We start from the raw sequence: 19,124 nt of genomic DNA on the forward strand, positions 1-19,124 counted from the left end.
GTCAGAGCACCTCCGGAGCCAGCGAGACGATCCGCATGAACTTCTTGTCGCGCAGTTCGCGGCCGACGGGCCCGAAGATGCGCGTTCCGCGCGGATCGTTGTCGTTCTTGATGATGACGGCGGCGTTCTCGTCGAACTTGATGTACGAGCCGTCCGGGCGACGGCGCTCCTTGGCGGTGCGCACGATGACGGCCTTGACGACCTCACCCTTCTTGACGTTGCCACCGGGGATGGCGTCCTTGACGGTGGCGACGATGATGTCGCCCACGCCTGCGTAGCGGCGCTTGGAACCGCCGAGAACGCGGATGCAGAGAATCTCCTTGGCACCCGTGTTGTCGGCGACCTTCAGCCGCGACTCCTGCTGGATCATGGTTCTCCTGACCAGGTCTGTTCAATGTGTGCCGGATACCGACCCGACACACGCGGTCATGCCACCCGTCGACACGTCGAGACGTGCCAGGTCGGGCAACTGGTCCAGTGTAGGGTGCGCATGCACCGGGACCCAAATCCCGGTCAGCTACCGCTCGAACCGGCCGATCCGGATCCACGCAGGGAACCCGTCGAACCGCTCGATCCCGATGAGCCGGCAGGGCTCGCCCCGGAGTCCGCCACTCCCCCCGTCGTCCTCCGCCCGTTGGGCGCGGCTTCGGGCAGTCCGGAGAGGACGTGATCCATCCCCGGCCGCATCTCGGTGACGAAGACCGGCCAGTTGTGAATCCCGGAGGGGATGTAGTTCATCCTCAGGTCAACCCCGGGAACTGAGGCGAGCGCGGCCTCGAGTGCACGGGTGCTCTCGTAGGAGCCCTTCTCGAGGACATGTCCGTCGATGAGCACGAGTTCGTTGCTGCCGAAGCGGCCGAGCTCGCTGGAACCCACGAGACCGGTCGCGGCGCTGAGGTAGACCGCCTTGCCCTCGAGCCCGGAGGGGTCCGCCACGGTGTCGTGCTCCACCCACTCCTGGGACCCGCGCGGCCCCCACATGTTGGTGACGTCCCCGTGGCGAGCGGCCACGGTGAGTCGCGCGTACTGGTAGCCGAGCTCGTCGGTGGTCGAATAGGCGCCGCTGATACCGGCGGCGCCTCCGAACATCTCGTTCCTGTTGGCCAGATGAAGCGCCGCGGACGCCCCCATCGACACGCCCATGACCCCCCAGCTCCCGTTGTGGGCGAGCGGCCCCGCGGTCCCGGGTAAACCGGCCTCGAGCAGCGGCGGCAGCTCCTCGGTGAGGAACGTCTCCCAGTTGTTGGGGCCCAGGACGGGATCGTCCGCCTGCCAGTCGGACCACATCGACGCCGGGCCGCCCGTCGGAACGATCACGTTCACCGCGCGGTCGCGCAGCGCGGGATCGCCCCAGCCCATACCCGTGCTCCACCCGGACGGGACCTCGGAACCGACGCCGTCGAGGAAGTACACGTTGGGCGCGTCGACGCCCGCCGGGGCGCGGTAGACCTCGACGCGGACCGTCCGTTGCATGGATTCAGACGTCACCGTCCACACCTCGGCGCGACGATCGACCGCCTCCGTCGACGCCGGGAAGAGAGGCTCGATCCGCTGCACGGTGGAGGACACGATGGACCCGTCCCGTGTCGCGCGGGGCCCGGCCGGGGGTTGGGAGCTTCCCGGACGGGGGAAATCGCTGGAACCGATGGCGCCGACGGATCCGAGGACGGACGTGACCGGGATCGGGGCACCGAGCTGGGTCGACGCGGCGATACTGAGCGATGGTGCGCCCAACAGGCTCCCGGGCGCCACGCTGGGAACGAGGGATCCCGGATCGACTGACCCCGGGCCCGTGCTCTGGGCGCCGGCGACGGGAAGCCCCGTGGCCGTCGTCGTGATCACGACCGCGCCGATCGCGAGCGCACTCAGACCACGACGGCGATCGCCCCGCCCACTCCCCCGTCGGCCGAAATGTGGTTCGTTCCCCATATGACGATCCTGTCCTCCCGGCCAGCGTCGGACGCTGACACACTACTCAAAATTCGTTACACCACGGTGATCCGTTACATTCGGCCGTCCCGTGCGCCCCCGCAACGCGAAACGGCCCGGCCCCAAAGTCCCGGGGCCGAGCCGTTCGCATATATCGAGTGGGGGCTTACTTGGCCCGCTCGAGCACCTCGACGAGGCGATACCGCTTGGAGGCGGACAGCGGGCGGGTCTCCATGATCCGCACGCGGTCGCCGACTCCGGCGGTGTTGGTCTCGTCGTGGGCCTTGACCCGCTCGGTACGGCGCATGATCTTGCCGTACAGCGGGTGCTTCACGCGGTCCTCGAGCTCGACGATGATGGTCTTCTCCATCTTGTCGGACACGACGTACCCGATGCGCACCTTGCGGCTGTTGCGCTCGGTGTTCTCGTTGGACTCAGTCACAACTGCTTCCTTGTCACTCACTTGGCATCACCCGGCGCCGCCGACAGACCGAGCTCGCGCTCGCGAATGACGGTGTAGATGCGAGCGATGTCGTGGCGGACGACACGCAGGCGACGGTTGTTGGTCAGCTGACCGGTGGCCATCTGGAAGCGCAGGTTGAACAGCTCTTCCTTGGCCTCACGCAGACGCGCGGTCAGCGCATCCGCATCGAGCTCACGCAGCTCGGGGGCGGTGGTTCCACTAGCCATCAGAACTGCTCCTCCCGGGTCACGATGCGGGTCTTGCACGGGAGCTTGTGCTGCGCGCGGCGAAGGGCCTCGCGAGCGGTCTCCTCGTTCGGGTACGACATCTCGAACAGGATGCGGCCCGGCTTGACATTGGCCACCCACCACTCGACCGAGCCCTTACCGGAACCCATCCGCACCTCGGCGGGCTTCTTGGTCAGGGGACGATCCGGATAGATGTTGATCCACACCTTGCCACCACGCTTGATGTGGCGGTTGATGGCGATACGTGCGGACTCGATCTGACGGTTGGTGACGTAGGCCGGCTCGAGAGCCTGGATGCCGTAGTCACCGAAGGTCACCTTGGTACCACCCTTTGCCCCGCCCTTACGGCCGGGGTGGTGCTGCTTGCGGTGCTTGACGCGCTTGGGGATAAGCACTGTCACGCCTCCCTGGTCTGGTTCTGCGGTGCCTCGGCAGGAGCCTCGGCGGCCGAGCCGGAACCGGCGCGGCCGGTCTCGGTGCTGGTCGCAGTGGTGCCCTGGGCCCCGGAGCGACGCGGACGACCGGCGCCACGCTCGCGGCGGGGACCGCGGTCGGCACCGCCACGGTTGCTGGACTGGGCGTACTGGTCGGACTCGCGACGGCCGCCGACCACGTCACCCTTGTAGATCCACACCTTGACACCGATACGACCGAAGGTCGTCTTGGCCTCGTAGGTGCCGTAGTCGATCTCGGCACGCAGGGTGTGCAGGGGGACGCGCCCCTCGTGGTAGCGCTCCGAACGGGACATCTCGGCACCGCCGAGACGACCCGAACAGACCACCTTGATGCCCTTGACCTGGGGCTGACGCATGGCCGACTGGATGCCCTTGCGCATCGCGCGACGGAACGCCACACGATTCGAGAGCTGCTCGGCGATCCCCTGGGCGACGAGCTGGGCGTCGGCCTCGGTGTTCTTGATCTCGAGGATGTTGAGGTGGACCTGCTTGGCGGTGAGCTTCTCGAGCTCCCCGCGAAGACGGTCCGCCTCGGCGCCCCGACGGCCGATCACGATGCCCGGGCGGGCCGTGTGAATGTCCACGTGGACCCGGTCACGGGTCCGCGAGATGTCGACCCCGGAGATACCGGCCCGCTCCATGCCCTTCGACAGGAGCTGACGGATCTTGATGTCCTCGGCGACGTAGTCGGCGTACTGCTTGTCGGCGAACCACTTGGACGTCCAGTCCGAGGTGATGCCGAGACGGAAGCCGTGCGGCTGGATCTTCTGTCCCATTTAGCGGGCACCTCCCTGGTTGCGACGTGCCCGACCGGAGCCGGTCTTCTCGGGCACGCTGGTCACCTCGATGGTGATGTGGCTCGTACGCTTACGCACGCGGAACGCACGACCCTGGGCACGCGGGCGGAAACGCTTGAGGGTCGGCCCCTCGTCGGCGTAGGCCGCCGTGACCACGAGGGTCCGGGGGTCCAGGTCGAGGTTGTTCTCGGCGTTGGCCATCGCGGAGGCGAGGACCTTGGCGACCGGCTCGCTGGCGGCCTGCGGGGCGAACCGCAGCGTGTTCAGCGCGTCGGCGGCGTCCTTGCCGCGGATGAGGTCGATCACACGACGCGCCTTCATGGGCGTGACGCGGACGAACTTGGCGGTGGCACGCGCGGAGAGCTTCTGCTCGGCCGTCGCCGTGCCGTCGTCGGTCTTCTTCGTATCAGTGCTCATCGACGCTTACTCTTCCGATCGTCCTTGATGTGCCCCTTGAACGTGCGCGTCGGCGCGAACTCGCCGAGCTTGTGACCCACCATCGAGTCGGACACGAACACGGGCACATGCTTGCGGCCGTCATGGACGGCGAACGTGTGGCCGATGAAATCGGGCAGGATCGTCGAGCGCCGCGACCAGGTCTTGATGACCTGATGCGTGCCCTTGTCGTTCTGCACGTCCACCTTCGCGAGGAGGTGTTCGTCGACGAACGGACCCTTCTTGAGACTACGAGGCATCCTAGTTTCCCTCCTTAACGCTTCTTACCGGTGCGACGGCGACGGACGATCATGCTGTCACTCGCCTTGTTGGGCTTGCGGGTCCGGCCCTCGGGCTGGCCCCACGGGCTGACGGGGTGACGTCCACCGGACGTCTTACCCTCGCCACCACCATGCGGGTGGTCGACAGGGTTCATGACCACGCCACGGACGGTCGGGCGAACGCCCTTCCACCGCATGCGGCCGGCCTTACCCCAGTTGATGTTGGCCTGCTCGGCGTTGCCGACCTCGCCGATCGTGGCGCGGCACCGCACGTCGACCCGGCGGATCTCACCGGAGGGCATGCGGAGGGAGGCGTAGGTCCCCTCCTTACCGAGCAGCTGGATGCCGGCGCCGGCGGCGCGGGCCATCTTGGCGCCGCCGCCCGGACGGAGCTCCACCGCGTGCACCACGGTGCCTGCGGGGATGTTCCGGAGCGGGAGGTTGTTGCCGGTCTTGATGTCGGCGCCTGCACCCGACTCGACCTTCATGCCCTGCTTCAGGTTGCGCGGGGCGAGGATGTACCGCTTCTCGCCGTCCGCGTAGTGCAGGAGGGCGATGTTGGCGGTGCGGTTCGGGTCGTACTCGATGTGCGCGACGGTGGCGAGCACGCCGTCCTTGTCATTACGACGGAAGTCGATGACGCGGTACTGGCGCTTGTGGCCACCGCCCTTGTGGCGGCTGGTGATACGGCCGTGACCGTTGCGGCCGCCGGTCTTGCTCAGCGGGCGCAGCAGCGACTTCTCGGGCGTCGAGCGGGTGATCTCGGCGAAGTCCGAGACGCTCGAGCCGCGACGACCGGGGGTCGTGGGCTTGTACTTGCGGATAGCCATGAGGTTCTCTCGTCCTTAACTCTTCCCGCCGTCAGGCGGTCAGACCCGGGATCTCGATGGGCTTGCTGTCGGCCGCGAGGGTCACGATGGCGCGCTTGGTGCTCTTGCGCTGTCCGTACCCGGTGCGGGTGCGCTTGCGCTTGCCCTGACGGTTGGCGGTGTTCACGGACTCAACGGTGACGCCGAAGATCTCCTGGATGGCGATCTTGATCTGCGTCTTGTTGGCGCCCGGGGCGACCTGGAACGTGTACACGCCCTGCTCGAGCAGGCCGTAGGCCTTCTCGGAGACGACCGGGGCGAGGATCACGTCCCGGGGATCGGCGACGGTGCTCACTTGTCGGCCTCCTTCGCTGCCTTGCCGGCGAACGCACGGCTCGCCTGCGTGACGAACGCGTCCAGAGCCTCGACCGAGAACACGACGTCGTCAGCGTGGAGCACGTCGTAGGTGTTGAGCTGATCCGGAGCGATCGGATGGACGTGATCGAGGTTGGCCACGGAACGCCATGCGGCGACGTCCTCACGACCGACGACGATCAGGATCTTCTTGCGGTCGGACAGGGTGCCCAGGAAGTCGCGGACACCGGCCGTCGACGGCTTCTGTCCCTCGACGAACTCGGTCACCACGTGGAGGCGATCGGCCGAGACCCGGTCGGAGAGGGCACCGCGGAGCGCGGCGGCCTTCATCTTCTTGGGGGTGCGCTGCGAGTAGTCACGCGGCTTCGGGCCGTGGACGGTGCCGCCGCCGGTGTAGGCGGGGGCGCGGGTCGAACCCTGACGGGCGCGGCCGGTGCCCTTCTGGCGGAACGGCTTGCGGCCGCCGCCGCGGACCTCGCCACGGGTCTTGGTCGAGTGCGTGCCCTGACGCGCCGCGGCGAGCTGAGCCACCACGACCTGGTGCATCAGGGGCAGGTTGGGCTCGACGCCGAAGATCTCGGCGGGGAGCTCGACCGAACCGTCGGTCTTGCCCGCCGGGGTACGGACGTCCAGCTTGAGGTTCACGGTGTTCTCCGTGGTGGTCATGCGCGCGCACCGCCCTTCACTGCGGAACGGACCATCACGAGGCCGCCGTTACGACCCGGGATGGCTCCCTTGATGAGGAGGACGCCGGCCTCGGCGTCCACCTTGTGGACCTTGAGGTTCATGGTGGTCACGCGATCGTTGCCCATGCGGCCGGCCATCGACTTGCCTTTGAAGACGCGGCCCGGGGTCGATGCCCCGCCGATGGAACCCGGCTTGCGGTGTACGGCCTGCGTACCGTGCGAGGCACCCTGGCCGGCGAAGCCGTGGCGCTTCATGGTACCGGCGAAGCCCTTGCCCTTGGAGGTGCCGGTGACGTCGACGAACGCGCCGTCCTCGAACACGTCGGCGCCGATCTCCTGGCCGATCTCGAACCCGGCGGCCTGCTCGGCGTTGTCGAGTCGGATCTCGGCGAGGTGACGACGGGGGGTGACCCCGGCCTTATCGAACTGGCCGGCCACCGGCTTGGTGACCTTGCGGGGGTCGATCGCGCCGAACGCGATCTGGACGGCGTCGTAGCCGTCGGTCTCTTGGGTACGGATCCCGGTCACGACGCACGGCCCGGCCTTGACGACGGTAACCGGAACCACCCGGTTGTTCTCGTCGAAGACCTGGGTCATGCCGAGCTTGGCGCCCAGGATTCCCTTGATCTCGGTGTTAGTCATCTGTTCACTGTCTCCGCTGCACGTTGCTTGCTGACCGCTACGCGGTCGGAGGTCACTGGATGTTGACGTCGACGCTGGCAGGCAGGTCGATACGCATGAGAGCGTCCACGGTCTTCGGCGTGGGGTCGAGAATGTCGATCAACCGCTTGTGGGTACGCATCTCGAAGTGCTCACGCGAATCCTTGTACTTGTGCGGCGAGCGGATGACGCAGTAGACGTTCTTCTCGGTGGGCAGCGGCACGGGACCGACGACACGAGCACCCGTACGGGTCACCGTCTCGACGATCTTGCGGGCCGAGGCGTCGATAGCTTCATGGTCGTAGGCCTTGAGCCGGATGCGGATCTTTTGTCCCGCCACTTCGTCCTCTTCTCCTCCCGCCCGTGAGGGCGGCTGTCGTAAGCGCCCTCGCTGCGCGGGGACACTGTGTGTTCGCTTGTCATGTGTGACACCGTCAGACCGTCTACCACCCGGTCCCGTGCATCGGTGCTCCATCGTGGAGGACCCCGCCGCGCGCCCACGGGCATGACACGACTACGAGACCTCCAGAGGACGGAGTGCCACATCGCTCGCGCGAGGCGAGGATGACGGCGGACCGATCCGCTGCCGCTGTTGACGTGTCACGACGCGTCCACGCGGTCGGGCGTGTCGCCCTCCCGCTTTTCCGGCGGGTGATCACTCACCCGCCCCGGTCGTGCTCGCCCGACCAACCCGACTCTCCCCGGGGCCCATCGGGCCCATACGGGATCGCCGCCTTGTCCGGGCAACTTGACCAGTATGCAGTACATCGGCCGGAAGGGCAAAATCCCGGACGTCCCGGCGTCCTCGGGTGCGTCACGGACCCCGGCACGACGACCGGGTACTTCGGTAGCGTCGGGACGACCAGAGTCCACACTCGGAGGAGACCACATCGTGAACAGCAGACGCGAGCCGCGGGACCCCGCCGCCTACAAACGGGACAGGCGGCAGGCGGTCCTGCGCCACCATCCGGACGCGGGCGGCGATCCCGATGAACTCTTCCGGGCACTCGCGGAAGTCGACCGCCGGCACGGGGTATCCGGTCCCGGGTACGACGCGCACGGCGCGAGTGCCGAACAGGTCGCCGCCGTCGCCGCGGCCGCGCTCGCCGGGGTCGCCGCGGTGGGGTTGTCGATCGCGATGACCATCCTCGGTCGTCGCGGGTAGTTCGGTCGCCGCAGGTAGCTCGCTCGTCGCACGAAACTCGGTCGCCTCAGATAAACCGGTCGTCCACTCCCCCGGGCACGCGTGAACCACCGCGAAATGCGGGAAGGGCGCCCCACCTGACGGTGGGGCGCCCTTCCTCGATCGACCCGGGGATTCACCCGGACCGAGCGGTCAGTGGATCACTTGATGATCTTGGTGACCTGTCCGGCGCCGACGGTGCGGCCACCCTCGCGGATCGCGAAGCGCAGGCCCTCATCCATGGCGACCGGCTGGATGAGCTCGACGCTCATCTCGGTGTTGTCGCCCGGCATGACCATCTCGGTGCCCTCGGGGAGGGTCACGACGCCGGTCACGTCCGTGGTACGGAAGTAGAACTGCGGGCGGTAGTTGTTGAAGAACGGCGTGTGACGGCCGCCCTCGTCCTTGGACAGGATGTACGCCTGGCCCTCGAACGTGGTGTGCGGGGTGTAGGCGCCCGGCTTGATGACGACCTGGCCACGCTCGACGTCCTCGCGCTTGAGACCACGGACGAGCAGACCGACGTTGTCGCCGGCCTCGCCGTAGTCGAGCAGCTTACGGAACATCTCGATGCCCGTGATGGTGGTCTTGGTGGCCTTCTCCTTGATGCCGATGAGCTCGACATCCTCGTTCACGTTGATCTGGCCACGCTCGATACGACCGGTGACGACGGTGCCACGACCGGTGATCGTGAAGACATCCTCGACGGGCATGAGGAACGGCTTGTCGGTCTCACGCTCGGGATCCGGGACGGAGTCGTCGCAGGCCTGCATGAGGTCGACGATGGCCTGGACCCACTTCGGGTCACCCTCGAGCGCCTTGAGCGCCGAGATGTGGACGACCGGAGCGTCCTCGTCGAAGTCCTGCGACGCCAGCAGCTCGCGGACCTCCATCTCGACGAGCTCGAGGATCTCCTCGTCGTCGACCATGTCGCACTTGTTCAGGGCGACGAGGATGTAGGGCACACCGACCTGACGGGCGAGCAGCACGTGCTCACGGGTCTGCGGCATGGGGCCGTCGGTGGCCGCCACGACGAGGATCGCGCCGTCCATCTGGGCGGCACCGGTGATCATGTTCTTGATGTAGTCGGCGTGACCGGGGGCGTCGACGTGCGCGTAGTGGCGCTTCTCGGTCTGGTACTCGACGTGGGAGATGTTGATCGTGATACCACGAGCCTTCTCCTCCGGCGCCTTGTCGATCTCGTCGAACGCGAACGCGTCGTTGAGGTCGGGGTAGGTGTCCGCCAGAACCTTGGTGATGGCCGCGGTGGTGGTGGTCTTGCCGTGGTCGACGTGACCGATGGTGCCGATGTTTACGTGCGGTTTGGTCCGCTCGAACTTCGCCTTCGCCACTTGGTGTCCTCCTGGACTGGTCTGTCCCCACCTGGAGGTGGGCACTGCTTTGTGTGGGATCTGATCTTACTCATCGTGCCGTGTTGAGCACGAACCGGCGGCCACCCGGAGGTTCGACCGTGCGCCGCCGGCATCGGCCCCACCCCGCCTGACGGCGGAGCGGGACCAGTACCGGTTACTCGCCGGTCGCCTTGGCGATGATCTCCTTGGCCACGCCCGCCGGAACCTCGGCGTAGTGGGAGAAGACCATCGAGTAGTTGGCCCGGCCCTGCGTCTTCGACCGGAGGTCGCCGACGTAGCCGAACATCTCGGACAGCGGCACGTGGGCCTTGACGACGCGGGCGCCGGAGCGCTCCTCCATCGCCTGGATCTGGCCGCGGCGGGAGTTGATGTCGCCGATGACGTCACCCATGTAGTCCTCGGGCGTGACGACCTCCACGGCCATCAGCGGCTCCAGGATCACGGGCTGGCACTTACGGGCGGCCTCCTTGAAGGCCATGGAGCCCGCGACCTTGAACGCCATCTCGGACGAGTCGACCTCGTGGTACGCGCCGTCGACGAGCGTCGCCTTGACGTTGACCATCGGGTAGCCGGCGAGGATGCCGTACTGCATGGCGTCCTTGATGCCGGCGTCCACGGAGGGGATGTACTCCTTGGGCACGCGGCCACCGGTGACCTTGTCGCTGAACTCGTAGGTCTCGCCGGCTTCGACGGCCTCCTGGTCCAGCGGGCCGAGCGCGATCTGCACCTTCGCGAACTGACCGGAACCACCGGTCTGCTTCTTGTGGGTGTAGTCGAACTTGTCGATCGAGCCCTTGATGGTCTCGCGGTACGCGACCTGCGGCTTGCCGACGTTGGCCTCGACCTTGAACTCGCGCTTCATCCGGTCGACGAGCACGTCCAGGTGGAGCTCGCCCATTCCGCCGATGACGGTCTGTCCGGTCTCCTCGTCCAGCCGCACGGAGAACGTCGGATCCTCACGGGCCAGCTTCTGGATGGCCGTGCCGAGCTTCTCCTGGTCGGCCTTGGTCTTGGGCTCGATGGAGACGTCGATGACCGGGTCCGGGAAGGTCATGGACTCGAGGATGACCTGGTTGTTCAGGTCACACAGTGTGTCACCCGTCGTGGTGTCCTTCAGCCCGATGAACGCGTAGATGTGGCCGGCGACGGCCTCCTCCACGGGCATCTCCTTGTTGGCGTGCATCTGGAAGAGCTTGCCGACGCGCTCCTTCTTCCCCTTGGTCGCGTTCTGCACCTGGGTGCTCGGGTCGATGCGGCCCGAGTAGACACGGACGAAGGTCAGCTCACCGAAGAACGGGTGCACGGCGATCTTGAACGCGAGCGCCGCGAACGGCTCGTCCTTGGACGGCTTGCGGAGGATCTCCGTCTCCTCGTCCCCGACCTTGTGGCCGTGGACCTCGCCGACGTCCAGCGGGTTGGGGAGGTAGGCGATGACGGCGTCGAGCAGCGGCTGGATGCCCTTGTTCTTGTACGCCGAACCACACAGCACCGGGTAGATCTCGGCGTTGACGACCATCTTGCGGATCGCCGCCTGGATCTCGTCCTTCGTCAGCTCCTCGCCACCGAAGTACTTCTCCATCAGCGCCTCGTCGCTCTCGGCGACGGTCTCGAGGAGCTTCTCGCGGTACTCCTCGGCCTTCTCCTGCAGGTCGGCCGGGATGTCCTGCACCTGCGCCTCGGTGCCGATGTCGGTCTTGCCTGGCCAGACGAGCGCCTTCATCTCGACGAGGTCGACGACACCGTCGAACTCGTCCTCGGCGCCGATCGGGAGCTGCAGGACCAGCGGCTTCGCGCCGAGACGGTCGACGATGGTCTGGACCGTGTAGAAGAAGTCCGCGCCCATCTTGTCCATCTTGTTGACGAAGCAGATGCGGGGCACGTCGTACTTCTCGGCCTGACGCCAGACCTGCTCGGACTGGGGCTCGACGCCCTCCTTGCCGTCGAAGACGGCGACGGCGCCGTCCAGGACGCGCAGGGACCGCTCCACCTCGACGGTGAAGTCGACGTGGCCCGGGGTGTCGATGATGTTGATCTGGTTGTTGGACCAGAAACAGGTGACGGCGGCGGACGTGATCGTGATGCCGCGCTCTTTCTCCTGCTCCATCCAGTCGGTGGTCGACGCACCGTCGTGCGTCTCGCCTGCCTTGCGGTTGACACCCGTGTAGAACAGGATGCGCTCGGTGACGGTGGTCTTACCGGCGTCGATGTGCGCCATGATGCCGATGTTGCGGACCTTGTTGAGGTCGGTCAGCACGTCCTGTGCCACGGATTCTCCCGAATGTGAGTCGTCGGTGGCCCGTGCGGTCGCTGTCGACCGTCCGAACCGGGTCGGTAGTGCTGCCGGTACCTGCACGCGGGGCGTGAGGTACGGGCCTTGATCAATGATGCCACCCGGCGGGTGACAACGGGACCCTGGCCGGGGGGACGTGGATACCCACGCCCCGGCCCGGGTCCCGACGCGTCACCAGCGGTAGTGAGCGAACGCCCGGTTTGCCTCGGCCATCTTGTGGGTGTCCTCGCGGCGCTTGACCGCGGCACCCAGACCGTTGGAGGCGTCCAGGATCTCGTTGGCCAGACGCTCGACCATCGTGTTCTCACGACGCTGCCGGGAGAACGTCACCAGCCAGCGCATCGCCAGGGTCGTCGAACGACCGGGGCGGACCTCGACGGGCACCTGGTAGGTGGCGCCGCCGACACGACGGGAGCGGACCTCGAGAGCCGGCTTGACGTTGTCGAGCGCCTTCTTGAGGGTGATGACCGGATCGGTTCCGGTCTTCTCGCGGCAGATCTCCAGCGCGGAGTAGACGATGCGCTCGGCGGTCGTCTTCTTGCCGTCGAGGAGGATCTTGTTCACGAGCTGGGTGACCAGCGGCGACCCGTAGACCGGGTCGTTGATCAGCTGGCGCTTGGGGGCGGGACCCTTACGAGGCATTACTTCTCCTTCTTGGCGCCGTAGCGGGAGCGGGCCTGCTTGCGGTCCTTCACACCCTGGGTGTCGAGCGAGCCGCGGATGATCTTGTAGCGCACACCCGGGAGGTCCTTCACACGACCGCCACGCACGAGCACCATGGAGTGCTCCTGCAGGTTGTGGCCCTCACCGGGGATGTAGGCGGAGACCTCGATACCGGTGGTCAGGCGCACACGGGCGACCTTACGGAGCGCGGAGTTCGGCTTCTTGGGGGTCGTGGTGTACACGCGGGTGCACACGCCGCGACGCTGAGGCGAACCCTTGAGGGCAGCCGTCGACGTCGCCGACTTCTTGTCCTGGCGGCCCTTGCGGACCAGCTGGTTGATGGTTGGCATGAACCGACTTTCTCTAGCTGGCGGCCTCCACTGGGGGCGACCACCGGTCACTGGGACGTTGTTCGTATCCGGACTCTCGCGCGCCTGTCGCCGCGCACAGCCGACCACGTCAGCCGCTCTCGCTGGCCTACCGGGCACGATCCTCCAGCTCGCGTACTGCGAGCACGATGGTCAAGCCTAACCGCCGGGGGATGCAGTGGTCAAAATGGGCCGTTCGCGGCGTCGCGCGCGGGCGGCGCGCCGGCCTCGTCGAGGACCATGTCCAACGTGTGGGCCCAGAATCGCACGATCTTGTCACGCCGCGCCGAGTCGTCGGACAGGACGTCCGCGAGCCCCAGGCCCCGGGCGAGGTCCAGGGTGGTCTGGAGTGCGCGCCGGATCCGGACGTCACCTGGGTCGCGCCCCAGGGCGGCGGCGGCGATGGACAGGACCTCACGCGACATGTGGTTCTCGAGCGGGAGCACGCGGTCCCTGAGGGCGGGATCGGAGGCCGCCGCGGTCCAGACGTGGAGCGCGGCCTTGAACAGGTCGGACGTGTAGTGCCCGACTATGAGCCGGACCACGGCGACCGTCCGCTCGGGTCCGGGCTCGGGCAGGTCGAGACCCACGCTCCGGACGTCCTCGAGTCGCTGTTCGATCATGTGCCCGAGCGCGGCGGTGATGAGGTCCTCGCGCGTCGGGAAGTGGTGCTGGGCGGCGCCCCGTGAGACGCCGGCGGCGGCGGCCACCGCACCCACGGTGGTCGCCGCCCAGCCCTGCGTCGCGAGGAGGTCGATCGAGGCACCGAGCAGACGCTCCCGCGTGATACGGCTTCTGTCCTGCTTGGGGGCGCGCTGCTCGGGTGCCGTCATGTGTCCTCCTGTTACCAGTCCTGCTCGTCGTAGATGATCACTCCGCGGATGTTGTTGCCGTCGCGCATGTCCTGGTACCCCTGATTGATCTCCTCGAGGCGGTACGTCTTGGTGACGAGCTCGTCGAGCTTGAGGTTCCCGGCGCGGTACTGGTGGAGCAGGTGCGGGATCTGCTTGCGCGGGCCGGTGCCCCCGAAGATGGCGCCCTGGAGGGTCTTCTGCTGCATCGCCAGGTCGAGGATGGAGATCTGGGCGTCGACGGCCATCATGTCCCCGAGCCCCACGACCACACACCGCCGCCCCTTGCCCGTCAAGGTGAGACCGGGCAGGAGATCGTTACCGTTGACGACGCCCATGGTGAGGATGACCAGATCGGCCATCCGACCCCAGCTGATCTCCCCGACCAGTGCCATCGCCTCGTCCATGGATGCGCAGGTGTGGGTGGCCCCGAACTCCATGGCCTTCTCGCGCTTGAACTCGACCGGGTCGACGGCGACGATCGCGCGCGCTCCTGCGGCTGCGGCGCCCTGGACCGAGTTGATACCGATCCCGCCGATGCCCACGACGACGACGACGTCGCCCTCCTTGGCGCCGCCGATCTCGGTCGCCGATCCCCAGCCCGTGGCGACGCCGCAGCCCAGCAGGGCCGCCTTGTCGAGCGGGATGTCCTTCTCGATCTTGACGACGGAGGACTGGTGGACGGTCACGTACGGCGAGAACGTCCCGAGGACACACATCGAGGCGACCGGCTCACCTGCGGCGGTGTGGACCCGGTAGGTGTCGTCGCTGATCGCGCGGCCGGTCAGCAGGCCGGCACCGTTGTCACAGAGGTTCTGGAGCCCCTCCGCGCAGGGCGGGCAGGTGCCGCAGGCGGGGATGAACGCCAGGACGACGTGGTCACCCTCCTCGATTCCGGTGACGCCCTCCCCGACCTTGGTGACGACACCGGCACCCTCGTGCCCGCCGATGATGGGGTAGGTCTCGAACTGCAGGTCACCGGTGAGCAGGTGCTCGTCCGAGTGGCAGAGGCCGGAGGCGGCCAGCTTGACCTGGACCTCACCGACCCGGGGATCGCCCAGATCGATCTCGACGACCTCCCAGCCGTCCTGCTTGGGCTCCCTGATGATGGCGGCCTTGGTGCGCATGCGCGTGCTCCTCGTGCGAAGGGGGTGATGTGGCACTGGTCACGTGACCAGTGCCACATCACACGCTACTCGGTGGCGGTCGCCCAGGAGGGCTGTCTGCGTTCCAGGAACGCGGTCATCCCCTCGGCGACCTCGGGGGTGGTGAACAGGCGGGCGGTGACCCCCGCCAGCTCCTCTCCGCGCGCGTCGAGTTCGGCGAGCACAGGCGCTGCGAGCAGCGCCTTGTTCTCCCTGAGTCCCTGGGGTGAGCAGGGCCGGAACGCGGCCACGAGCTCGTCGACCGCGCCGCGGACGTCCTCGACCGCCTCGGAGAGCAGCCCGATCCGCAGCGCGTGCGCGGAGTCGAACTTCTCCCCCGTCAGCAGGGCTCGCGCGAGGTCCCTCGAACCCACGCGCGCGGCCAGCGGCACGGAGATCATCGCCGCCGCCAGCCCGAGGCGCACCTCGGTCAGCGCGAAGGACGAGGCCGGGCCGGCGATCGCGAAATCGCACGCCGACACCAGGCCCATTCCGCCCGCGCGCACATGGCCGTCGACCGCGGCGATCACCGGCTTCGGGTGGGAGAGGATCGCCCGGAGCAGGCCCAGGAAGATCCGGGTCCGCTCGGCGGCCTGCTCCTCGGGGCTCCCCTGGGTGGCGGAGGCCTCCGACAGATCCGCCCCGGCGCAGAACGTGCCGCCGGCGTGCCCGAGGACGACGACGCGGGCGGCGTCGTCCCCGGCGGCCCGGTCGAGCGCCGCATGGAGCTGCTCGACCAGGGCGGTCGAGATGGCGTTGCGGTTGTGCTGCGAGTCCAGGGTGAGGTGCGCGGCACCTCTGCGGACCTCGTAGTGCACCAGGGTCTGGTCGCCTACCGTCTGATCACTCACCGCGGCCACCTCAGTAGCTCTTCGGCAGCCCGAGCGAGTGCTGGGCCACGTAGTTGAGGATCATCTCCCGGCTGACCGGGGCGATGCGGGGCAGACGCGACGCGGCGAGCATTCCGGCCAGTCCGTACTCGACCGACAGCCCGTTGCCACCGAGCGTCTGGATGGCCTGGTCCACTGTGCGGGCCGAGACCTCACCGGAGGCGTACTTCGCCATGTTGGCGGCCTCGCCGGCCAGGTCGTCCCTGCCGGCGTCCACGAGGGCCGCGGCCTTGCGCATCATCAACCGCGCCAGCTCGAGTTCGATCTTGCACTGCGCCAGCGGGTGTGACACGCCCTGGTGGGCGCCGATCGGGGTCTTCCACACCTGCCGCTCGTTGGCGTACTTTGTCGCCCGGTCCATGGCGAAGCGGGCGGTGCCCACGGCCATGCCCGAGGCCATGATGCGCTCGGGGTTGAGGCCGGCGAACAGCATGAGCAGCGCCGTGTCGCCGTCGCCGATGAGCGCCTCGGCAGGCAGCCGGACGTCGTCGAAGTACAACTGGAACTGCCGCTCGGGGGTCCGCACCTCGGTGGGGATGTGCGTCTTGGCGAGGCCCGGGGCGTCGGTGGGGACCATGAACAGGGCCGGCTGGAGCTTGCCGCTGGTGGCGCCCTCGAGACGTGCGACGACGAGGATCGCATCGGCCTGGTCGACACCGGAGATATACGTCTTCTGCCCACTGAGCAGGAAGTCGGAGCCGTCGCGCCGCGCCGTGGTGGTGATGGCGTGCGAGTTGGACCCGGCGTCGGGCTCGGTGATCGCGAAAGAGGTGATGGTCTCACCGGAGGCGATGCCCGGCAGCCACCGCTTCTTCTGCTCCTCGGTGCCGAATCGCGAGATGATCGTGCCGTTGATGGCCGGCGAGACGACCATCATGAGCAGGCCGGCGCCCGCGGCGGAGAGTTCCTCCTCCACGATCGCGAGCTCGGTCATCCCGGCCCCGCCGCCGCCGTACTCCTCGGGCAGGTTCACGCCCAGCAGTCCCAGCTGGCCCGCTTCCTTCCACAGCTCGTCGGTGGTCTCCCCGGCGTCGGACTTGGACCGCATGTACTCGATGCCGTAGCGCGAGCCCAGGTCGAACGCGACCTTGCGCAGCGCCGTCTGCTCCTCCGTGTCGATGACGGGGTTGGGGATCTGTGAGATGTCGGTCATCGTGGTCACTCCTGGACGCTGGTGGTGTCGGTGCTGTCGGTGTCGGTGTCGGAATCGGAGACGACGGCGAGGATCGTCCCCGACTCGACCTGTGTGCCGACCTCCACGGGGAGCTCGGTGACGATGCCGTCGACGGCGGCTGAGATGGTGTGTTCCATCTTCATGGCCTCCATCCACAGCAGCGGCTGGCCGGCGGTGACGGTGTCACCGACGGAGACCGCGACGCGGATGACCGCACCGGGCATGGGCGCGAGCAGCGATCCGGCGGCGACCTCTGCGGCGGGATCCGTGTAGCGGGGCGGCTCGATGAGCGAGACGGGGCCGAGCGGCGAGTCGACCTCGACCACGGTGTCCGCGCCCGGGGTCTCGTAGCGGGCCACGGTGAAGACGCGGCGCACTCCCCTGACCTCGAGCACGGCGGAGTCGGGGCCCACCTCCTCGACGGTGACGACATCGGCCAGGTCCCCGTCGGGGCGGGCGCCGGAGCGCTCGCGAATGTAGGCCACCTCGAGCTCGTCCTCGCCGTGACGGAACGTCCGCTTCTGCAGGGTGCGTCCGACGTTGCGGAACCCGGCCTGGGCCAGTGCCACCGGTCCGGCGAGGTGGTCGGCGGTGCCGGAGACCACTGCCGCGGCCAGCGCCGAGATGGCGACGGCCTCGTCGTCCGCGAGCGGCGCGGCGAGCGACTCGGCACCGTGGTCGTCGAGGAACGCCGTCGACAGGTTCCCGGCGATGAACTCCGGGTGCCGCAGCACGCGGACGAGCTGGGCCCGGTTGGTGGTCAGCCCGTGGACCTGTGCCCGGGCCAGGGCGCCGGCGAGCGAGGCGCAGGCCTCCGCGCGGGTGCGGCCGTAAGAGATGACCTTGGCGAGCATCGGGTCGTAGTGGACGCCGATGAGGGCGCCGTCGGGGCCCGGCTCGACACCGCTGTCCACCCGGATGCCCGGGCGGTGGGGCCCTTCGAAGCTCGAGGAGACCCCGGGGACGTCGAGCGCCCAGAGGGTCCCCGACCCAGGCGTGTAGTCGTTCGCCGGGTCCTCGGCGTACAGGCGGGCCTCCAGCGACCAACCGTGGGCGGCCGGCGGCTCGGCGGACGGCAGCGGCAGTCCGGCGGCCACGTCGAGTTGCAGGGCGACCAGGTCGAGACCGGTGGTGGCCTCGGTGACCGGGTGCTCCACCTGGAGGCGGGTGTTCATCTCGAGGAAGAAGAACTCGCCGTCGTCGGTGGCGAGGAACTCGACCGTTCCGGCGCCGGTGTACCCGATCGCGGAGGCGGCGTCGCGGGCCGCGGTGTAGAGCGCCTCCCGCATCCCCGGGGTCCGCTCGACGAGGGGACTGGGGGCCTCCTCGATGACCTTCTGGTGGCGGCGCTGGATGGAGCACTCGCGCTCCCCCACCGCCCAGACGGTGCCGTTCGAGTCGGCCACGATCTGGACCTCGATGTGGCGGCCACGCTCGAGGTAGCGCTCGCAGAACACGGCGTCGTCGCCGAACGCGGACTTGGCCTCGCGCTGCGCGCCTACGATCTCATCGTGCAGGGAGTCGAGGGTGCGGACGATCCGCATGCCGCGACCGCCGCCACCGGCGGAGGCCTTGACCAGCACCGGGAGCATGTCCTCGGTGACGTCGGCGGGCTCGAGGTCGCTGAGCATCGGCACGCCGGCCTCGCCCATCATCTTCTTGGCCTCGATCTTGGAACCCATGGCCTCGATGGCGGCGACCGGCGGGCCGACCCAGATCAGGCCGGCGTCGATCACGTCGCGGGCGAACCCGGCGTTCTCGGACAGGAAGCCGTATCCCGGGTGGATCGCGTCGGCGCCGGCCGCCTTGGCGGCGGCGATGACCAGGTCACCGCGCAGGTAGGTCTCGGCCGGGGTGTTCCCGGGGAGGCGGACTGCGGCGTCGGCCTCACGGGTGTGGGGCGCCTCGGCATCGGCGTCGGAGAACACGGCGACCGTGGTCATGCCGAGTGCGCGGGCGGTGCGGTGGACGCGTCGGGCGATCTCGCCGCGGTTGGCCACCAGGACTGACGTGATTGGAGTCGGGGTCGGTGAATTCTGCATGGTTTCG

General features: G+C 68.1%; 23 protein-coding genes. 1 reads left to right on the forward strand and 22 read right to left on the reverse strand.

Features of this window, described 5'->3' with window-relative positions:
• Window position 1: 1 nt before the first annotated feature.
• From rplN to rpsJ, 13 genes are all read right to left on the reverse strand, one after another.
• Window positions 2–370: a 50S ribosomal protein L14 gene (gene rplN, locus AB5G72_RS12600; protein WP_007628112.1), complete on the reverse strand. Its 369-nt coding sequence runs from the start codon at window positions 368–370 to the stop codon at window positions 2–4.
• A gap of 143 nt (window positions 371–513) precedes the next feature.
• Window positions 514–1,569, reverse strand: coding sequence for an alpha/beta hydrolase (locus AB5G72_RS12605; protein ID WP_440220002.1), 1,056 nt, complete (start codon window positions 1,567–1,569; stop codon window positions 514–516).
• A gap of 526 nt (window positions 1,570–2,095) precedes the next feature.
• The gene (rpsQ, locus tag AB5G72_RS12610) at window positions 2,096–2,392 is read right to left on the reverse strand and encodes a 30S ribosomal protein S17 (protein ID WP_172812145.1); all 297 of its coding nucleotides are present in this window, start codon (window positions 2,390–2,392) and stop codon (window positions 2,096–2,098) included.
• Window positions 2,389–2,619, reverse strand: coding sequence for a 50S ribosomal protein L29 (gene rpmC / locus AB5G72_RS12615; RefSeq protein ID WP_017838199.1), 231 nt, complete (start codon window positions 2,617–2,619; stop codon window positions 2,389–2,391). The genes rpsQ and rpmC overlap by 4 nt, the downstream gene beginning before the upstream one ends.
• Window positions 2,619–3,035: a 50S ribosomal protein L16 gene (gene rplP, locus AB5G72_RS12620; RefSeq protein ID WP_010541175.1), complete on the reverse strand. Its 417-nt coding sequence runs from the start codon at window positions 3,033–3,035 to the stop codon at window positions 2,619–2,621. Before rplP ends, rpmC begins: the two co-directional genes overlap by 1 nt.
• A 2-nt stretch (window positions 3,036–3,037) precedes the next feature.
• Window positions 3,038–3,871, reverse strand: a complete 834-nt coding sequence (gene rpsC, locus AB5G72_RS12625; protein WP_067716670.1) for a 30S ribosomal protein S3 — start codon at window positions 3,869–3,871, stop codon at window positions 3,038–3,040.
• Window positions 3,872–4,309, reverse strand: coding sequence for a 50S ribosomal protein L22 (gene rplV / locus AB5G72_RS12630; RefSeq protein ID WP_120284053.1), 438 nt, complete (start codon window positions 4,307–4,309; stop codon window positions 3,872–3,874).
• Window positions 4,306–4,587 carry a 30S ribosomal protein S19 gene (rpsS, locus tag AB5G72_RS12635; RefSeq protein WP_007628126.1) on the reverse strand — a complete coding sequence of 94 codons (282 nt, stop codon included), beginning with the start codon at window positions 4,585–4,587 and terminating at the stop codon, window positions 4,306–4,308. The genes rplV and rpsS overlap by 4 nt, the downstream gene beginning before the upstream one ends.
• Window positions 4,588–4,601: 14 nt before the next feature.
• On the reverse strand, window positions 4,602–5,438 hold the full coding sequence (gene rplB / locus AB5G72_RS12640) for a 50S ribosomal protein L2 (protein WP_067716676.1): 837 nt from the start codon (window positions 5,436–5,438) through the stop codon (window positions 4,602–4,604).
• Window positions 5,439–5,469: 31 nt separating this feature from the next.
• Complete coding sequence (rplW, locus tag AB5G72_RS12645; RefSeq protein WP_067716678.1) at window positions 5,470–5,772, reverse strand: 50S ribosomal protein L23; 303 nt, start codon at window positions 5,770–5,772, stop codon at window positions 5,470–5,472.
• Window positions 5,769–6,458: a 50S ribosomal protein L4 gene (gene rplD / locus AB5G72_RS12650; RefSeq protein WP_067716681.1), complete on the reverse strand. Its 690-nt coding sequence runs from the start codon at window positions 6,456–6,458 to the stop codon at window positions 5,769–5,771. The genes rplW and rplD overlap by 4 nt, the downstream gene beginning before the upstream one ends.
• Entirely contained in the window at window positions 6,455–7,120 is a 666-nt protein-coding gene (rplC, locus tag AB5G72_RS12655) for a 50S ribosomal protein L3 (protein ID WP_096907062.1), read from the reverse strand. Before rplC ends, rplD begins: the two co-directional genes overlap by 4 nt.
• Before the next feature lie 52 nt (window positions 7,121–7,172).
• Window positions 7,173–7,478, reverse strand: a complete 306-nt coding sequence (gene rpsJ / locus AB5G72_RS12660) for a 30S ribosomal protein S10 (RefSeq protein WP_003938093.1) — start codon at window positions 7,476–7,478, stop codon at window positions 7,173–7,175.
• Between the two features lie 552 nt (window positions 7,479–8,030).
• On the opposite strand from rpsJ, the gene AB5G72_RS12665 reads away from it, so the two are divergent.
• Window positions 8,031–8,303 carry a hypothetical protein gene (locus AB5G72_RS12665; RefSeq protein ID WP_440220003.1) on the forward strand — a complete coding sequence of 91 codons (273 nt, stop codon included), beginning with the start codon at window positions 8,031–8,033 and terminating at the stop codon, window positions 8,301–8,303.
• A 179-nt stretch (window positions 8,304–8,482) separates the two neighbouring features.
• Here the strand turns inward: AB5G72_RS12665 and tuf are convergent, their stop codons facing one another.
• From tuf to AB5G72_RS12710, 9 genes are all read right to left on the reverse strand, one after another.
• Window positions 8,483–9,673 (reverse strand): elongation factor Tu, encoded by a 1,191-nt coding sequence (tuf, locus tag AB5G72_RS12670; RefSeq protein WP_067716691.1) that lies wholly within the window; start codon window positions 9,671–9,673, stop codon window positions 8,483–8,485.
• A gap of 175 nt (window positions 9,674–9,848) precedes the next feature.
• Complete coding sequence (fusA, locus tag AB5G72_RS12675; protein WP_067716694.1) at window positions 9,849–11,960, reverse strand: elongation factor G; 2,112 nt, start codon at window positions 11,958–11,960, stop codon at window positions 9,849–9,851.
• A 195-nt stretch (window positions 11,961–12,155) separates the two neighbouring features.
• Complete coding sequence (gene rpsG / locus AB5G72_RS12680) at window positions 12,156–12,626, reverse strand: 30S ribosomal protein S7 (RefSeq protein ID WP_067716696.1); 471 nt, start codon at window positions 12,624–12,626, stop codon at window positions 12,156–12,158.
• Window positions 12,626–12,997, reverse strand: a complete 372-nt coding sequence (rpsL, locus tag AB5G72_RS12685; protein WP_010541164.1) for a 30S ribosomal protein S12 — start codon at window positions 12,995–12,997, stop codon at window positions 12,626–12,628. The genes rpsG and rpsL overlap by 1 nt, the downstream gene beginning before the upstream one ends.
• Before the next feature lie 200 nt (window positions 12,998–13,197).
• On the reverse strand, window positions 13,198–13,848 hold the full coding sequence (locus AB5G72_RS12690; RefSeq protein ID WP_120284057.1) for a TetR/AcrR family transcriptional regulator: 651 nt from the start codon (window positions 13,846–13,848) through the stop codon (window positions 13,198–13,200).
• 11 nt (window positions 13,849–13,859) lie between these two features.
• Window positions 13,860–14,993, reverse strand: coding sequence for an NDMA-dependent alcohol dehydrogenase (locus AB5G72_RS12695; protein ID WP_440220004.1), 1,134 nt, complete (start codon window positions 14,991–14,993; stop codon window positions 13,860–13,862).
• A gap of 65 nt (window positions 14,994–15,058) precedes the next feature.
• Window positions 15,059–15,862: an enoyl-CoA hydratase family protein gene (locus tag AB5G72_RS12700; protein ID WP_440220005.1), complete on the reverse strand. Its 804-nt coding sequence runs from the start codon at window positions 15,860–15,862 to the stop codon at window positions 15,059–15,061.
• 10 nt (window positions 15,863–15,872) lie between these two features.
• Window positions 15,873–17,054 (reverse strand): acyl-CoA dehydrogenase family protein, encoded by a 1,182-nt coding sequence (locus AB5G72_RS12705; protein WP_067716704.1) that lies wholly within the window; start codon window positions 17,052–17,054, stop codon window positions 15,873–15,875.
• A 5-nt stretch (window positions 17,055–17,059) separates the two neighbouring features.
• Window positions 17,060–19,117 carry an ATP-binding protein gene (locus AB5G72_RS12710; RefSeq protein WP_440220006.1) on the reverse strand — a complete coding sequence of 686 codons (2,058 nt, stop codon included), beginning with the start codon at window positions 19,115–19,117 and terminating at the stop codon, window positions 17,060–17,062.
• Between the last annotated feature and the right edge of the window lie 7 nt (window positions 19,118–19,124).

Source organism: Dietzia sp. MNB45, assembly GCF_051994785.1.
GTDB classification, from domain to species: Bacteria; Actinomycetota; Actinomycetes; order Mycobacteriales; family Mycobacteriaceae; genus Dietzia; species Dietzia kunjamensis.

What these genes read in the sequence shown, in the direction of transcription:
- rpsS (WP_007628126.1), bottom strand. Translation starts at nt 4,587, where the DNA reads ATGCCTCGTAGTCTCAAGAAGGGTCCGTTCGTCGACGAACACCTCCTC.
- rpsG (WP_067716696.1), bottom strand. Translation starts at nt 12,626, where the DNA reads ATGCCTCGTAAGGGTCCCGCCCCCAAGCGCCAGCTGATCAACGACCCG.
- rplB (WP_067716676.1), bottom strand. Translation starts at nt 5,438, where the DNA reads ATGGCTATCCGCAAGTACAAGCCCACGACCCCCGGTCGTCGCGGCTCG.
- AB5G72_RS12695 (WP_440220004.1), bottom strand. Translation starts at nt 14,993, where the DNA reads ATGCGCACCAAGGCCGCCATCATCAGGGAGCCCAAGCAGGACGGCTGG.
- rplN (WP_007628112.1), bottom strand. Translation starts at nt 370, where the DNA reads ATGATCCAGCAGGAGTCGCGGCTGAAGGTCGCCGACAACACGGGTGCC.
- rpmC (WP_017838199.1), bottom strand. Translation starts at nt 2,619, where the DNA reads ATGGCTAGTGGAACCACCGCCCCCGAGCTGCGTGAGCTCGATGCGGAT.
- rpsC (WP_067716670.1), bottom strand. Translation starts at nt 3,871, where the DNA reads ATGGGACAGAAGATCCAGCCGCACGGCTTCCGTCTCGGCATCACCTCG.
- AB5G72_RS12705 (WP_067716704.1), bottom strand. Translation starts at nt 17,054, where the DNA reads ATGACCGACATCTCACAGATCCCCAACCCCGTCATCGACACGGAGGAG.
- rplD (WP_067716681.1), bottom strand. Translation starts at nt 6,458, where the DNA reads ATGACCACCACGGAGAACACCGTGAACCTCAAGCTGGACGTCCGTACC.
- AB5G72_RS12710 (WP_440220006.1), bottom strand. Translation starts at nt 19,117, where the DNA reads ATGCAGAATTCACCGACCCCGACTCCAATCACGTCAGTCCTGGTGGCC.
- rplC (WP_096907062.1), bottom strand. Translation starts at nt 7,120, where the DNA reads ATGACTAACACCGAGATCAAGGGAATCCTGGGCGCCAAGCTCGGCATG.
- rplV (WP_120284053.1), bottom strand. Translation starts at nt 4,309, where the DNA reads ATGAGCACTGATACGAAGAAGACCGACGACGGCACGGCGACGGCCGAG.
- rpsL (WP_010541164.1), bottom strand. Translation starts at nt 12,997, where the DNA reads ATGCCAACCATCAACCAGCTGGTCCGCAAGGGCCGCCAGGACAAGAAG.
- AB5G72_RS12690 (WP_120284057.1), bottom strand. Translation starts at nt 13,848, where the DNA reads ATGACGGCACCCGAGCAGCGCGCCCCCAAGCAGGACAGAAGCCGTATC.